Here is a 13,991-nt window from a genome sequence, read left to right as displayed (position 1 = left end):
CTTACTTGGGCGCGGCGCATGACGCCGCCGCCCTGCCTTGGGCTAACTGGATGTTCACCCATGCGGCGCTCAGCGACAGGACCTCTGACATCCGGTTTCGGCCGTCCACATCCACCATTCCGTGGTCGAAGCTCGGAAATTCCCAGTATGTAAGATTGCACCGTCCATTTTTTGCAAAGAGATCCGCCACCAATCTTGCATTGGCGACAGGCGTTGAATCGTCCTTGCCACCCTGGATAAGCAAAAGCGCGGACTTCGACAGAAGCATTGCATCCACAGGGCGGCGATCTATGGCGTCAGCCCAAAAGCGATAGCTCGACCCAGCCCACACTTCGCTGCTTTGGGGGTTCTCCCGCGCCTTTCTGAAAGCTTCATCGACTGGCGGCCATTGGTCCTTGGGAACCGCATTCCGCGCCATGTCATCCATGATCGACTGCCGCACCATCTCACCGAATGTAACGCCGCCTCCCGTCGATAGGAGAACGGCCGCGTCGGCATCGATTTCCGGAGCAAGGCGGGCGGCGACACCGCCTCCCTCGGAACCTCCGAACAGGACGATTTTGCCGTCCCACCAGGTCTCGTCGCGGAGCGGCGCCAAAACCTGCTTATAGTCCGCGACGCGCTGTCCCATCGTGTGGTGGGCACGGAACGCCTCCGAACATCCCTTGTCGAACGGGTCGGCGGGGTCATCCCCCGCACCAACCCCATACTTGTCGACCATGAGGGCGGCGAAGCCGGGAAACGCCTCGCGCGCAACAGCCAGATTCTTGCTGGCCAATGCCGACTGGCATCCCGAGCCTTGCGCGAGGATGATGATGCCAGCTCTGGCATTCTCCGGCCTGTCGAGGTACCAGTTGATGGTGCTGCCGTCTGGCCGCTTCGTCTCGTGACGTTCCGGCGCGGCAGCGGCGGCGGATGCCAGTACACCAACAGTTAGTGCCGCCACAGCGAGGCGAAGCGATTTGAAACTAAGGCATCTGGAATAATCGTTCAATCTCTGCAATCTCCAGGACATTTACCTGGAATATACGTCCGGACGTTCCCATTCCTCAATCGCCAATTCGAAAAGCTTCGCATTTTCAATGCGTTACAATCACGCCGTGTAAATTGCCGCGATACTTCAGACCGTCGCCGCCCGCTTCTCCCACTCGGCGACAATCGCCTCGCGCGCTGCAATCGACGGAGCGATGCGCTCCCTCGCCAACGCGAGGAGCTGCGGCGAAGCCTGCCGGGGCGTGCCGGAGGAAAATGGCGGATGCGGATCATATTCGAGCGAAAGCTGGACGCGTTCTGCCTCCTGCTGCCCCATGAGTTCTGCAACGACCGCCAACCCGAAATCGATCCCTGCGGTCACTCCTCCGGCGGTGATGAGATTTCCGTCCTTGACGATGCGGGCCTCGACATGGGTCGCGCCGAAACGGGCGAGATAATCGACTGCATTCCAATGCGTTGTCGCCCGCTTCCCCTTTAGCAGTCCTGCAGCGCCGAGGACGAGTGCCCCCGTACAGACCGAGGTGACGTAGCGCGCGCCAGCAGCTTGTTCGCGCACAAATTGCAGCACGTCTTCATCCAGAAGCAACGCGTTGACGCCCGCCCCGCCCGGTATGCAGATCACATCGAGCTGCGGGCAATCGGCGAGCGTATGTGTCGGCGTCAGCATGAGGCCGGTTGCCGAGCGAACCGGGGCGAGGTCCTTCCAGACAAGGTGCATCTGCGCACCCGTGGCAGAGGCGAACATTTCATAAGGACCGGTGAGATCGAGTTGCTGGACATTTGGAAAAACAAGAAAGCCAAAGCGATAAGACATGGGCGAACTCCTTATTGACTTCTGGCAGTTTACGACATCAGACTTTGGCAAGTTTGCCAAAGGCCCCACATTTCATGCCAAACGGTCGCAATATCGAAATATTGGCTTTCGCCGACGCCCAAGTGCTGGACATATCCGGTCCGCTCCAGGTGTTTTCGAGCGCGAACGACTTCGCCGCCGCCGGCAGCGCCCCGGCGCCCTACAGGCTGACAATCGTCGGAAAGTCGTCACAAATACGCACAAGCTCAGGTTTGGTGCTGACGGCCGAGCCCTTGCCCGAACCTAGCCGTGACCTCGACACATTGGTGATCCCCGGCGGCTGGGGCGTCAACGCCGCTTGCGAAGACCCCGCGCTCGTCGAATGGGTCGGACAGAGTTCCGCGCAAGCGCGCCGCACGGTCTCCGTTTGCAGCGGCGCCTTTCTGCTCGCCACGACGGGCGTCCTCAATGGCCGGAGAGCCGTCACCCATTGGCAGCGTTGCGCCGAATTTTCGCGACGCTTTCCTGACGTCAGGCTCGAACCCGATCCGATTTTCATCAGGGACGGAGCCATCTGGACATCCGCTGGGGTAACGGCCGGAATAGACCTCGCCCTCGCGCTCGTCGAGGCTGATCTGGGACGTGAGGCAGCACTCGCCGTTGCCCGCCAACTGGTGGTGTTTTTCAAGCGCCCGGGCGGTCAGTCGCAATTCAGCGCGACACTTGCCCTGCAGGAGAGCGCCACGCGCTTCGACCGCCTGCACGCCTGGATTCTCGAAAATTTGCGCTCTGACCTTTCGCTCATCCGGCTGGCGGAGCAAGCCAACATGAGTGCCCGCAGCTTTTGTCGCCACTACCTGAGCGAGACCGGACTGACGCCGGCGCGCGGGGTCGAACAAATCAGGTTCGAAACGGCGCGTCGCATGCTGAAGCAAGGCAACTCCGTCGGGCGCATGGCCGCGCATTGCGGCTTTGGCTCGGACGAGACAATGCGACGCTGCTTCCTGCGCTATGTCGGCATCACGCCACAAGCCTATCGCGAACGTTTTTGAACCTTATTGGCAAATCCATTGGCCTTGCCTAATGTAACCTCTGATTTGTATTTCTATTAACGTATTGCGTTTGGGGATTGTGATATGAAACCTGTATTTGCGCATGGCCTGATCCTCCCGCTGGTTCTGACAACAACAGTGTTGGGTGCACAGGCGCAGGAATCGACCGCCGATCTCGCCAAGAAACTCTCCAATCCCGTGGCCGCGATGATCAGCGTGCCGTTTCAGGCAAATTACGACGGCGGCTACGGACCTGAAGACGGCAGCAAATATACGATCAACATCCAGCCAGTCATTCCTTTCACGCTCAACGAGGATTGGAACGTAATTTCGCGCACCATCCTGCCTGTTGTCTGGCAGGACGACATTGCGGGGCCGTCTGGCCATCAATTCGGCCTTGGCGACACGACGCAGAGCTTCTTCTTTTCACCAAAGAAGCCGGGCCTGGGCGGCGTTATCTGGGGCGTTGGACCAGCCTTCCTGCTACCGACCGCGACCGATGATCTCCTCGGCGGCGAGAAATGGGGCGCGGGTCCGACGGGGGTCGTGCTCAAACAGGAGGGCCCCTGGACCTTTGGCGCGCTCGCCAACCACATCTGGTCATTCGCCGGCGATGACGACCGCAGCGACGTTAACGCGACTTTCCTGCAACCCTTCCTGTCCTATACGACACCCGATGCCTGGACATTCGGCATCAACACCGAGTCGACTTACAATTGGGATGAAGACCAGTGGTCGGTACCGATCAACCTGACGGTCGCCAAGCTGGTGAAGTTCGACAAGCAGCCGGTAAGCTTCACGGCCGGCGTGCGCTACTGGGCCGAGAGCCCGGAGAATGGCCCCGATGGCTGGGGCGCGCGCTTTGTCGTCACTTTCCTGTTTCCAAAGGGGAAATAGACAGGCTGGCTAATTCAAACCACGTCGATGACAGTCGCACTCATTGCCTGCATGCAAAATTGATTTGAAAGATATTATTTGAGCTGGAGATGTTTTGATGACGTCAATATTTCCGAAATATTGGATTTACCTGTTCTTGTTCGCGGCATCCACCGCTCATGCCGAGGAGTCTACTGCGGAACTTGCGAAGAAGCTCTCCAATCCGGTTTCCTCCTTGATCAGCGTTCCGTTCGAAGCCGATTACGATCGCGGTTATGGCCGTGGCGACGGCAGCAAATATACGGTCAATCTCCAACCGGTCATCCCTTTCACCCTCAACGAGGACTGGACGGTCATCTCGCGCACCATTCTTCCTGTTACCTGGCAGGACGATGTTGCATATCATTCCGGTCAGCAATTCGGCCTCGGTGACACGACCCAGAGCTTCTTTATCTCGCCGCGGCCAACGGATGACGGCATTATCTGGGGCGCGGGCCCGATGTTCCTTTTACCCACGGCAACGGACGACCTTCTCGGTGGCCAGAAATGGGGTGCCGGCCCAACAGTCGTCGTGCTGAAACAGTCTCAGTCCTGGACTTACGGCCTGCTTGCCAACCATCTCTGGTCATTTGCCGGTGACAGGGACCGAACCGATATCAGCACGAGCTTTGTCCAGCCGTTCATCGACTATACGACCAAGGATGCATGGACATTTGAACTTGGCTCGGAGTCGAACTATGATTGGCAGAGCAGCGAGTGGTCCATCCCGATTAACTTCGATGTCTCCAAACTGGTGAAGATCGGCGACCAGCCGGTGAGCATCGGCGGCGGGGTGCGCTACTGGGCCGCCAGCCCGAAAGATGGGCCTGAAGGTTGGGGTGCACGCTTTGTGGTCACGTTCCTGTTCACAAAGTGAGGCTCCATAAATTGCAGGAGACCTGAAACATGATCCGTTTGACGATGCTCCTTGCACTTACACTCATCGGCCTTTCGGGTTGCACGTCGAGCGGCAATGTAAGCCCCCTCAGATTTTGCGACAGGCCGACGGACATCAATGCCAGGGTCTTCACCAACTGCACGCCGAGAGTAGACGACAGGGTTTGACCTGCCGCATGTCTGTCGCTCTCGGTCAGGCATGCCAGAACCGGTAACGCACGCAATTTCCAGATTGTTCGGGTGGTGCATTGGTGCCCCCTGCCGGAATCGAACCAGCACTCCTCTCGGAACCTGATTTTGAGTCAGGCGCGTCTACCAATTCCGCCAAGGGGGCCGCAAAAGCGTCGGGTGCGGCGAACCGCACCGTCAAAGCCAAATACATGCTGGAGCGGCCCGCGGTCAACACCATTCCGCCAATTTCTCGCGATAACGCACTCGTGTGTTGCCGGTCGCGCAGGCCACAAGTAGAGGCGAAACAGCCTGGCTGGCAAAAATCGACCGCAGCGATTCCATTTGGATGAAGTTTGCTCTAAGGATCACCGACTTTCTCGAACAACTTCCCCGGACAGGAACCGCCATATGCTTCGCAAACTCTATGATTGGACGATGTCGCTCGCCGCGCGCAAATCCGCGGAAGTCTGGCTCGCCATCATCGCCTTCGTGGAGAGTTCGGTTTTCCTCGTTCCCGCCGACGTGCTCTATCTTCCCATGGCGCTGGCACGGCCGGAGCGCGCCTATCGTTATGCGCTCGTGGCGACAGTCGCCTCGGTGCTCGGCGGCATTGCCGGCTGGCTTCTCGGCTATTACGCCTATGAGACGCTGGCAAAGCCCATTCTAGAAATGTACGGCAAGCTCGATGCTTTCGAGGCGCTGCGCGGCTCGACCAGCGCAGATGCGATCCTCCTGCTGCTCATCACCTCCGGCCTTGCGCATCTGCCCCCGATCAAGGTGGTGACGATCCTCTCCGGTGCTGCCGCGATCAACATCTGGGTATTCATCGGATCGGCAATTCTTGCACGCGGGGCGCGGTTCTTCTTCCTCGCCTGGCTCTTGCGCCGCTACGGCGAACCGATCCGCCATTTCATCGAAAAGCGGCTCGGCCTCATCGCCGGGGCAGCCGCTGCGGTGCTGATTTTGCTCTACGCCGTATTCCACTATTATCATCTATAGTTCGAGGACGCTTCGCGCATCATGACAATGGCAACGGCACCCGCGATGAGTTCGACGCATTTCCGGACCGCATTGTTCCTTCTCGCCGCAATGATAGTGACGGTCGGGTCGGCGCTGGCCTTCCAGTATGTGGGCGGCTACCTGCCCTGCAAGCTCTGCCTCGAGCAGCGCTATCCCTACTATGCCGGCATTCCGCTCATGGGGCTTGCCGTCGTCGCCTCTCTCCTGCGCTGGCCGGCAGGCGTGACACGGCTGCTGATCGCATTGGGCGGCATCCTCATGTTGATCGGTCTCGGCCTTGCGATCTTCCATGCGGGCGTCGAGTGGAAGTTCTGGGCGGGACCGACGGATTGCACCGCGGTCGCAATGTCCATCACCACCGATGCCGGCAATCTCCTGAGTGACCTCAACGCAGTGCATCCACCGGCATGCGACACCGCGGCGCTGCGCGTGCTCGGCCTGTCATTCGCCGGCTGGAACGCCATCGCCAGCCTCATTCTCGTTGTCGTGGCGTTCCGTGGAGCGATGAGGCGGGGTTAAGCGCCTGGCAATCTGCTGAGCAAATTATGCATCGCAGAGAGCTCAGCAAAAAATAGCCGGACGCGGCGAAGGGTTGCCGAACCCTCAAGGCTCCAGTTCGACATCCCAGTAGAGATAATCCATCCAGCTGTCGTGCAGGTGGTTTGGCGGGAAGAGCCGTCCATTGTTGTGAAGGTCGTGCACTGTCGGCTGGAATGGCTTCTGCCGCGGCCACATTTTGGCGCGGTCTGGCATCAGTCCGCCCTTGCGAAGATTGCACGGCGAACAGGCGGCGACGACATTTTCCCAGATCGTCTCACCACCGGCGCAACGTGGGATCACATGGTCGAAGGTCAGGTCTTCTTCCGAACCGCAATACTGGCACTCGAACCGGTCGCGTAGGAAGACGTTGAACCGGGTGAAGGCAGGGTTGCGCGATGGCTTGATGTAGGTCTTGAGCGAAACGACGCTCGGCAGCCGCATGGCAAAGGAAGGCGAGGACACCTCGTGCTCATACTCGGCGACGATGTTCACACGGTCGAGAAACACCGCCTTGATCGCGTCCTGCCATGACCAGAGCGACAAGGGATAGTAACTGAGCGGACGATAATCCGCATTGAGCACCAGTGCCGGCAACCCGTCCGGCGAGACGGCTATTGTCAAGGAATCAACTCCAATCCAACCATCAGGCCCTATTATTGTAAGCTGGACGTGACAAGAATGTGAAGCGAATTGCTCGCTTATGCAGCGAAAAACGCCGCTATATCAAATTCATGCGATTGGTGTGCCGTCGCGGCCACGCGTCGCGGCATAATAGGCCCAGAAAAGCCGGGCCGCCACCCCGCGCCAGGGCGACCATCTTTCGGCAAAACGCCGCAGCGCCTTGGAATCGGGCCGGGCTGATTCGCTGTAGGCGTGGGCATAGGCATGCTGCAGGGCAACGTCGCCGGACGGGAACACATCCGCATGCCCGGCCGAGAACAGGAGGTAGACCTCCGCCGTCCACGGCCCCACGCCCTTGATGCGCGTCATCAGTGCCATGGCCTCCTCTATCGGCCGCTCGCAAAGATCGAGAAGGTCGAGCTCCCCGGCAATGATCGCCTCGCTGATCCGCGCGAGGGTCTCCTGCTTGGCGCGTGAAAGGCCGGCTGCGCGCCACGCCTGCTCGCCGGCCGCAAGGTAGTTTTGCGGCGTCAGCGGATCGATGAGCCCTATGAGCCGCGACCATATCGATGCGGCGCTCGCCTTGGAAACCTGTTGCGAAACGATGACCGAAGCAAGGCTGGCAAAGCCGGGCTCGGAGCGTCGCAGCGGCAAAGGCCCTGCCCGTTCCGCAACTGCAGCGAGCTCGGGGTGAGCCTTGAGCAATGCGGTCAGGCCTTCGGCCACGTCGTCGAGCGTATCTATCCTGCGCATGTCGTCACTTTGAATCGTCGGGAAAACACAGTATCAACCCGCGTATATGGTCACGCAAGGACACCAGTTCACGCTCATGACAGTTCCTGTCTTTCGCTTTGCGCCTAGCCCCAATGGATACCTGCATCTCGGCCATGCCTATTCGGCACTCCTCAACCAGAAGATGGCGCGCGAAAGTGGCGGCCGCCTGCTCCTGCGCGTGGAAGATATCGACCGCGAGCGCTGCTCGCCGGAACTCGAAGCGGCCACGCTCGAGGATCTGCGCTGGCTTGGCATCACCTTCGAGGAGCCCGTGCGCCGCCAGTCGGAGCATTTCCCGGTCTACCAGCAAGCGTTGCAGCGGTTGACCGACATGGGTCTCGTCTATCCGGCGTTTCTCAGCCGCGGTGAAGTCAGGCGGATTGCCGAAACGACTGAAGGCGGCATAAAGAATTGGCCGCGCGATCCCGACGGCGCATTGCTCTATCCGCCCCATGACCGGAAGCTTTCGCGGGACGAGCGTACCCGTCGCATCGAAGACGGCTCGCCCTACGCGCTTCGCCTCGACATAGAGCGGGCGCTGGCGGCGATTCCGGCTCCGCTAAGCTGGCACGAAGAAGGAGCTGGCGAAAGCAGTGTCGAAGCGCGTCCGCAGGATTGGGGCGATGTCATCATTGCCCGCAAGGATGTACCCACGAGCTACCATCTGTCGGTCGTAACCGATGATGCCGCGCAGGGGGTAACGCATGTCGTGCGCGGCCGGGACCTCTTCCAAAGCACCAGCGTCCATAGGCTCCTGCAACATTTGCTGGAGATTGAGCCGCCGGTCTACCACCATCACGCGTTGATTCTTGACCGTGATGGCGAGAAACTGTCGAAAAGCCGCAGGGACACGTCCTTGCGGGAATTGCGGCAAGCGGGAGTGACGCCTCAGCAGATTTTGACCATGGTCGGCCTCTGACCTTTCGCTACGCAACGTTCGGGTATAAACAGCCCTGCTATCCTCGTTCCGCCGGTCCCCCGACATGCCCGTACGTCTTTTCCCCGCACTCTTCGTTCTGCTCTGGGCCACAGGCTTCATTGGCGCGCGTTATGCGATGCCCTATATGGAGCCGTTCCTGTTTCTGACGCTGCGGTTTCTTATTGCAGGCACAATCCTCGGGGTCTGGGTCGCGCTCACGGGCAATGCATGGCCGGGCAGGCGCGGGGCGATGCATGCAATCATTGCCGGTTGTCTCATCCACGGCGTTTATCTCGGCGCCGTGTTCTGGGCGATCCACCAGGGCCTGCCCGCCGGCATGTCGGCGCTGGTCGTCGGCCTGCAGCCGCTCATCACCGCGCTGATTGCCGGCGTTGCTCTCGGCGAGACTATCCAGCCCCGCCATTGGGCCGGTCTGGCCGTCGGTTTCGCCGGCGTCGCCATGGTGCTCTGGCCGAAGCTGTCTGTCTCGGCGGACGGGATCACGCCTGCCACTGTTACCGCATCGATCGTCTCGGTTATCGCCATCAGCGCCGGCACCGTATGGCAAAAGCGCTTCGTCGGCGCTATCGACCTGAAGGCAGGGACGGCTCTGCAATATTTCGGCGCCGCGGTGCTGATGGGGTTACTTTCCCTGGTCCTTGAAACGCATCAAGTCACGTGGGCCGCCCCGCTTGCCTTTGCAATGTTCTGGCTGGTCTTCGTGCTTTCGATCGGTGCCGTGCTGCTTCTCATGATCCTGATCAAGCAAGGCGCCGTTTCCAAGGTCGCTTCGTTGTTCTATCTCGTGCCGGGCGTCACCGCGCTCATGGCCTACGTATTATTTGGCGAAACGCTGACGCATTTCCAGCTCATCGGCATGGCGATTGCCACGCTCGGAGTGGCGCTGTCGACGGGTCAGAGACGTTCCGCTGCCTTACCTTCGCGGTAGCGGATGATCGCCGCATTGACCTCAGCACCGATGATGAAGATCGCGGCGATGATATAGAGGAAGACGATAGCGACCATGATCGAGGCAAGACCCGCATAGGTCGTCACATAGGAGGCGAAGGTCTCGAGATAGCTTGCGAAAATGGTCGCGCCAACGGTCCATGCGATCAGGGTGATGAGAATGCCCGGCAGGATGTCGACGAAGCGCCTCTGCCCGGCCGGCAGCCAGAGGTGCACGACGAGGAGGCCGACGACAAGAACCGCCGTAGCAATGACATAGCGCCAGAAGACAATCGTACCCGAAACGAGGACGAGTTCCGGTATCCAGCGTGTTGCAATGCGCAGAGCGAGCGGTGCAAGGACGAGCAGGAAACTGATAGCCATGATGCCGATCGTCGCGACCATGACGAAGCCGAGACTTTGCAGCCGGCAGAAAATGATCGAGCGCGTGTCGATGACGCGGTAGGCCCGGTTGAGGGCAACGCGCAGCGCTTCGATGCCGTTGGAGGCAAAATACGCGGCCGCGATGACGCTGACCGTGAGCAGTCCGCCGCGCTGCACGTTGAGGACGTTGCGCACCTCCTGTGCAATCGGTCTTGCGATGACATCGGGCCAGGTATCGAAGATGACGTGCACGGCCGTATCGGTGAAGGCGCTAGCGCCAAGAAAGCTCGCAAGCGACGTCGCAAAAATGAGGAACGGGAACAGCGCCAGGATGCCGGAAAGGGCGACATGGCTGGCAAGCGCCCAACCGTCATCGGTCAGGAAATGCCCCAGCGCATCGGCGACCACACGCCGGAGAAACCCAAACACTTTACGCATCGGCGATGATTGCCCCCTGTGAAGCCCAAGATTGCAAGGCGCGGTCGAATATGTGAAGTCTTTTCTTGTCTTGGATCAAACGAACAATTTGAAAACATTCAGCAACATGGCCGATTCCAGAACGATTCTCCTTACCGGATGTTCCAGCGGCATCGGCGCGCATTGCGCAAGGGCGCTGAAGGCCGACGGGTGGACTGTGTTCGCCACCGCGAGGCAACCGGCCGATATCGAAGCCCTCGATGCAGCCGGCCTCACCGGCCTCTACCTCGACTACCGGGAACCGCAATCGATCGCCGCCACCGTCGATGCGGTGTTTTCCCGCACGGGCGGAAAGCTCGACGCCCTGTTCAACAACGGCGCCTATTCGCTGCCCGGCGCGGTCGAGGACTTGCCTATTTCCGCTTTGCGCGAACAGTTCGACGCCAATTTCTTCGGCTGGCACGAATTGACGCAAATGGTCGTTCCCGCCATGCGCCGACAGGGACACGGACGGATCGTCCATTGCTCCTCCATCCTCGGCTTGTTGCCGATGAAGTGCCGCGGCGCCTATGTCGCCTCGAAGTTTGCCGTCGAGGGCCTCATGCTCGTGCAGCGCATGGAGCTTGCGGGATCCGGCATCGAGGTGTCCCTCATCGAGCCGGGGCCCATTGCAACACGTTTTCCCTTGAATGCGCTCAAGCAATTCGAGGCGAATATCGATGCGGAAAAATCGGTGCATCGCGATGACTACCGCAAACTTGTAAGCCGGCTTGGCGGTGGCGGAACCAAATCCCGCTTCAAGCTTGGTCCGGACGCAGTTTATGCGGTGCTCAAGGACGCCTTGGAAAATCCACGCCCGAGGCCGCATTATATCGTTACTCGCCCGGCAAAAATTAGCGCATTCGCAAGCAGATTTCTCAGCGCACGTGCGCTATACGCCATGCTTGCACGCCAATCATAATGAGATCAGCCTATAGTCTGGCCGGTCTGAAAGGAAATGCATCATGGATATCATCTTCAAGTTTCTGTCGGTCGTTGCCATTGCGGCAGTCACGATCGTTCTTCTCATCGGACTGCGGAATATGATGAAGGGAGGCGATGCCAACTTCTCCAACAAGATGATGCAACTGCGCATCTTCCTGCAGTTGATCGCCATCATCCTCATCGTCGGCGCACTCTATTTCCATCGTGCGGCAGGCTAGGTTTCACAAATGGTCAAGCTCAACAAGATCTACACGCGCACGGGCGACGACGGAAGCACGGGTCTAGGCAGTGGCGAGCGGCGCTTGAAGCATGACCTTCGCGTGGAAGCCTACGGCACCGTCGACGAAGCGAATTCCTGCATCGGGCTTGCGCGCATCCACACGGGCACCTTTCTGGAGCTTGATGCAATGCTCGCACGCATCCAGAACGACCTGTTCGATCTCGGCGCCGACCTTTCAACCCCCGATACCGGCGAGTCACTTGCCTACGAGCCGCTACGCATCATCGACAGTCAGGTCCAGCGGGTCGAGGCAGATATAGACGCGCTCAACGCCAACCTTGCGCCCCTGCGCTCCTTTGTGCTTCCCGGCGGATCGCCGGCATCGGCGGCACTTCACCTGGCGCGCACCGTGGCAAGGCGCGCCGAGCGCCACATGGTTGCGCTGTCGCAGAAGCCGGACGAAACCGTGACACCGGCGGCGCTCAAATACATCAACCGCGTTTCCGACTTTCTCTTCGTCGCCGCACGGGTCGTCAATGACAATGGCGCGAAGGACGTGCTATGGGTCCCCGGGCATAATCGCTAAGTGCGGAGGGGATAGAGGCGCCGATGTTCATTCCACTGCATGACGCCAACAGCCTCAAATACATCAAGCTCCAATATGTCACGCTGACCCTGATCGGCATCAATGTCCTGGTTTTCGCGGTGATGAGCGTTGCGGGCGACGTATCGCAGGCCGCCGCGATCGGCCTAGGTTACATCCCCGCCGTCATCCACCATCTGGTCAACCTCCCGGCGAACTACGATTTCGTGCCGCCGGATGCGACCTACATCACATATGCCTTCCTGCACGCCGATATCTTCCACCTCGGTGGTAACATGCTGTTCCTCTGGGTGTTCGGCGACAATGTCGAGGACGCCCTTGGACATGTGAAGTTCCTGATCTTCTATCTCCTCTGTGCGGCGGCGGGTGCGTTTCTGCACGGCGTCATTCTGCCCGCCTCGGAAATGCCGCTCATCGGCGCGTCGGGGGCAATCGCCGGCATTGTTGCGGCCTATCTGCTGCTCCACCCGCGTGTCCGCGTATGGGTATTGGCCTTCGGGCGAATCCCATTGCGCATCCCCGCTATCTACCCGCTCGCACTGTGGGTGGCGACGCAATTTCTCATGTTGGGGTTCGGCGGCGCTGAACAGGTTTCCTGGCCGGCCCATGTCGGTGGCATCATTGCGGGTGCGCTTCTGATCATCATCATGAAGCGCCGCGGCGTGCCGCTTTTCGACAGGGCGATTGTCTCTCCAAAGGCAGTCATAACCGAAAAGGCGCCCGAGCAGGCAACCTCAAATGTGCCGCCGGTCCGGTGGGGGCGTTAGCACCCGAGACATGAGATTTATTCAATCGTTTGAACTTAAAAATCGCCCGCCGCACCAATTGACCTTTACTTCCCTCATATTTACGGTCCGGCGCAATTCCGGCACCTGACGTGTCGTTTTTTTCACCTCAATGTCGGCATCCGGCAAGCGGGTACTATATTGAGGCAGTTAAATCTGCCTTTCTTTTTTGAAGAGGGAGTCCCCATGAAAGTCCTCGTACCGGTTAAGCGGGTAGTCGATTACAACGTGAAGATCAGGGTGAAGGGCGACGGCTCGGGCGTTGAGCTTGCCAACGTCAAAATGTCGATGAACCCGTTCGACGAAATCGCGGTCGAGGAAGCGTTGCGGCTGAAGGAAGCCGGCAAGGTCGAGGAAATCGTCGTTGTCTCCATCGGCCCCGCGCAGGCGCAGGAGACAATCCGTACCGCGCTCGCCATGGGCGCCGATCGCGGCATCCTCGTCAAGGTCGACGACATTGTCGAGCCGCTTGCCGTTGCCAAGATCCTGAAGGGTGTCGTCGAGGCCGAACAGCCGAAACTCGTCATCCTCGGCAAGCAGGCCATCGATGATGATGCCAACCAGACGGGCCAGATGCTTTCCGCGCTGCTCGGCTGGAGCCAGGGAACCTTCGCCTCCAAGCTTGAACTCGGCAGCGACGACGCCAAGGTGACCCGCGAAGTCGATGGCGGCCTGCAGACCATCGAAATCAAGCTGCCGGCGATCGTGACCACGGACCTGCGCCTGAACCAGCCGCGCTATGCCTCGCTCCCGAACATCATGAAGGCGAAGAAGAAGCCGCTCGACGAGAAGTCGGCCGCCGACTACGGCGTCGACACCAAGCCCCGCCTCAAGGTCATCAAGACCGAGGAACCGGGCGGTCGCAAGGCCGGCGTCAAGGTCAAGGACGTCGCCGAACTCGTCTCCAAGCTGAAGAACGAAGCCGGCGTTCTCTGAGATTTAGGAAAGGAACAT

General features: G+C 59.7%; 18 protein-coding genes and 1 tRNA gene. 13 read left to right on the top strand and 6 right to left on the bottom strand.

Going from position 1 to position 13,991, the window contains the following annotated elements:
- Position 1: 1 nt before the first annotated feature.
- Both AC1DNI_RS16725 and AC1DNI_RS16720 read right to left on the bottom strand, forming a co-directional pair.
- Positions 2 to 994, bottom strand: a complete 993-nt coding sequence (locus tag AC1DNI_RS16725) for an alpha/beta hydrolase family protein (protein ID WP_477692654.1) — start codon at positions 992 to 994, stop codon at positions 2 to 4.
- Between the two features lie 126 nt (positions 995 to 1,120).
- The gene (locus AC1DNI_RS16720; RefSeq protein ID WP_477692653.1) at positions 1,121 to 1,807 is read right to left on the bottom strand and encodes a DJ-1/PfpI family protein; all 687 of its coding nucleotides are present in this window, start codon (positions 1,805 to 1,807) and stop codon (positions 1,121 to 1,123) included.
- A 74-nt stretch (positions 1,808 to 1,881) separates the two neighbouring features.
- Between AC1DNI_RS16720 and AC1DNI_RS16715 the strand changes: the two genes are divergently transcribed.
- The 4 genes from AC1DNI_RS16715 (at position 1,882) to AC1DNI_RS16700 (ending at position 4,818) form a co-directional block, all read left to right on the top strand.
- Positions 1,882 to 2,838 carry a GlxA family transcriptional regulator gene (locus AC1DNI_RS16715; protein WP_477692652.1) on the top strand — a complete coding sequence of 319 codons (957 nt, stop codon included), beginning with the start codon at positions 1,882 to 1,884 and terminating at the stop codon, positions 2,836 to 2,838.
- Between the two features lie 84 nt (positions 2,839 to 2,922).
- Positions 2,923 to 3,735, top strand: a complete 813-nt coding sequence (locus tag AC1DNI_RS16710; protein WP_228017755.1) for a transporter — start codon at positions 2,923 to 2,925, stop codon at positions 3,733 to 3,735.
- A 97-nt stretch (positions 3,736 to 3,832) separates the two neighbouring features.
- The gene (locus tag AC1DNI_RS16705; protein ID WP_477692651.1) at positions 3,833 to 4,630 is read left to right on the top strand and encodes a transporter; all 798 of its coding nucleotides are present in this window, start codon (positions 3,833 to 3,835) and stop codon (positions 4,628 to 4,630) included.
- A gap of 29 nt (positions 4,631 to 4,659) precedes the next feature.
- On the top strand, positions 4,660 to 4,818 hold the full coding sequence (locus AC1DNI_RS16700; RefSeq protein ID WP_155810780.1) for a hypothetical protein: 159 nt from the start codon (positions 4,660 to 4,662) through the stop codon (positions 4,816 to 4,818).
- An 81-nt stretch (positions 4,819 to 4,899) separates the two neighbouring features.
- Here the strand turns inward: AC1DNI_RS16700 and AC1DNI_RS16695 are convergent.
- Positions 4,900 to 4,984 (bottom strand) — tRNA-Leu (locus AC1DNI_RS16695).
- Between the two features lie 245 nt (positions 4,985 to 5,229).
- Between AC1DNI_RS16695 and AC1DNI_RS16690 the strand changes: the two genes are divergently transcribed.
- Together AC1DNI_RS16690 and AC1DNI_RS16685 are read left to right on the top strand one after the other, a co-directional pair.
- Entirely contained in the window at positions 5,230 to 5,820 is a 591-nt protein-coding gene (locus tag AC1DNI_RS16690; RefSeq protein ID WP_027231365.1) for a YqaA family protein, read from the top strand.
- A 21-nt stretch (positions 5,821 to 5,841) separates the two neighbouring features.
- Positions 5,842 to 6,360 (top strand): disulfide bond formation protein B, encoded by a 519-nt coding sequence (locus AC1DNI_RS16685; RefSeq protein ID WP_477692650.1) that lies wholly within the window; start codon positions 5,842 to 5,844, stop codon positions 6,358 to 6,360.
- 84 nt (positions 6,361 to 6,444) lie between these two features.
- Here the strand turns inward: AC1DNI_RS16685 and AC1DNI_RS16680 are convergent, their stop codons facing one another.
- On the bottom strand, positions 6,445 to 7,002 hold the full coding sequence (locus tag AC1DNI_RS16680; RefSeq protein ID WP_027231363.1) for an HNH endonuclease: 558 nt from the start codon (positions 7,000 to 7,002) through the stop codon (positions 6,445 to 6,447).
- 108 nt (positions 7,003 to 7,110) lie between these two features.
- Positions 7,111 to 7,755 carry a DNA-3-methyladenine glycosylase family protein gene (locus AC1DNI_RS16675; protein WP_477692649.1) on the bottom strand — a complete coding sequence of 215 codons (645 nt, stop codon included), beginning with the start codon at positions 7,753 to 7,755 and terminating at the stop codon, positions 7,111 to 7,113.
- A gap of 76 nt (positions 7,756 to 7,831) precedes the next feature.
- On the opposite strand from AC1DNI_RS16675, the gene gluQRS reads away from it, so the two are divergent.
- Together gluQRS and AC1DNI_RS16665 are read left to right on the top strand one after the other, a co-directional pair.
- Positions 7,832 to 8,695, top strand: coding sequence for a tRNA glutamyl-Q(34) synthetase GluQRS (gluQRS, locus tag AC1DNI_RS16670; RefSeq protein ID WP_477692648.1), 864 nt, complete (start codon positions 7,832 to 7,834; stop codon positions 8,693 to 8,695).
- 64 nt (positions 8,696 to 8,759) lie between these two features.
- Positions 8,760 to 9,644, top strand: coding sequence for a DMT family transporter (locus AC1DNI_RS16665; RefSeq protein WP_477692647.1), 885 nt, complete (start codon positions 8,760 to 8,762; stop codon positions 9,642 to 9,644).
- Here the strand turns inward: AC1DNI_RS16665 and AC1DNI_RS16660 are convergent.
- Positions 9,611 to 10,465 carry a YihY/virulence factor BrkB family protein gene (locus tag AC1DNI_RS16660; protein ID WP_027231359.1) on the bottom strand — a complete coding sequence of 285 codons (855 nt, stop codon included), beginning with the start codon at positions 10,463 to 10,465 and terminating at the stop codon, positions 9,611 to 9,613. The two genes, AC1DNI_RS16665 and AC1DNI_RS16660, sit on opposite strands and share 34 nt — an antisense overlap.
- A gap of 106 nt (positions 10,466 to 10,571) precedes the next feature.
- Here AC1DNI_RS16660 and AC1DNI_RS16655 point away from each other — a divergent pair, with 106 nt between their 5' ends.
- The 5 genes from AC1DNI_RS16655 to AC1DNI_RS16635 all read left to right on the top strand — a co-directional run bounded on the left by AC1DNI_RS16655 (position 10,572) and on the right by AC1DNI_RS16635 (position 13,973).
- Positions 10,572 to 11,405: an SDR family oxidoreductase gene (locus AC1DNI_RS16655; RefSeq protein ID WP_477692646.1), complete on the top strand. Its 834-nt coding sequence runs from the start codon at positions 10,572 to 10,574 to the stop codon at positions 11,403 to 11,405.
- Between the two features lie 43 nt (positions 11,406 to 11,448).
- Positions 11,449 to 11,646 carry a twin transmembrane helix small protein gene (locus AC1DNI_RS16650; protein WP_477692645.1) on the top strand — a complete coding sequence of 66 codons (198 nt, stop codon included), beginning with the start codon at positions 11,449 to 11,451 and terminating at the stop codon, positions 11,644 to 11,646.
- Between the two features lie 9 nt (positions 11,647 to 11,655).
- Entirely contained in the window at positions 11,656 to 12,234 is a 579-nt protein-coding gene (locus tag AC1DNI_RS16645) for a cob(I)yrinic acid a,c-diamide adenosyltransferase (RefSeq protein ID WP_477692644.1), read from the top strand.
- A 23-nt stretch (positions 12,235 to 12,257) separates the two neighbouring features.
- Positions 12,258 to 13,019 carry a rhomboid family intramembrane serine protease gene (locus AC1DNI_RS16640; RefSeq protein ID WP_477692643.1) on the top strand — a complete coding sequence of 254 codons (762 nt, stop codon included), beginning with the start codon at positions 12,258 to 12,260 and terminating at the stop codon, positions 13,017 to 13,019.
- Positions 13,020 to 13,223: 204 nt separating this feature from the next.
- Positions 13,224 to 13,973: an electron transfer flavoprotein subunit beta/FixA family protein gene (locus tag AC1DNI_RS16635; RefSeq protein WP_477692642.1), complete on the top strand. Its 750-nt coding sequence runs from the start codon at positions 13,224 to 13,226 to the stop codon at positions 13,971 to 13,973.
- Positions 13,974 to 13,991 lie beyond the last annotated feature (18 nt).

Source organism: Phyllobacterium sp. 01N428 (genome assembly GCF_056399405.1).
Note: the sequence above shows the minus strand (reverse complement) of the source record. Positions and strands in the feature narration are given on the sequence as shown.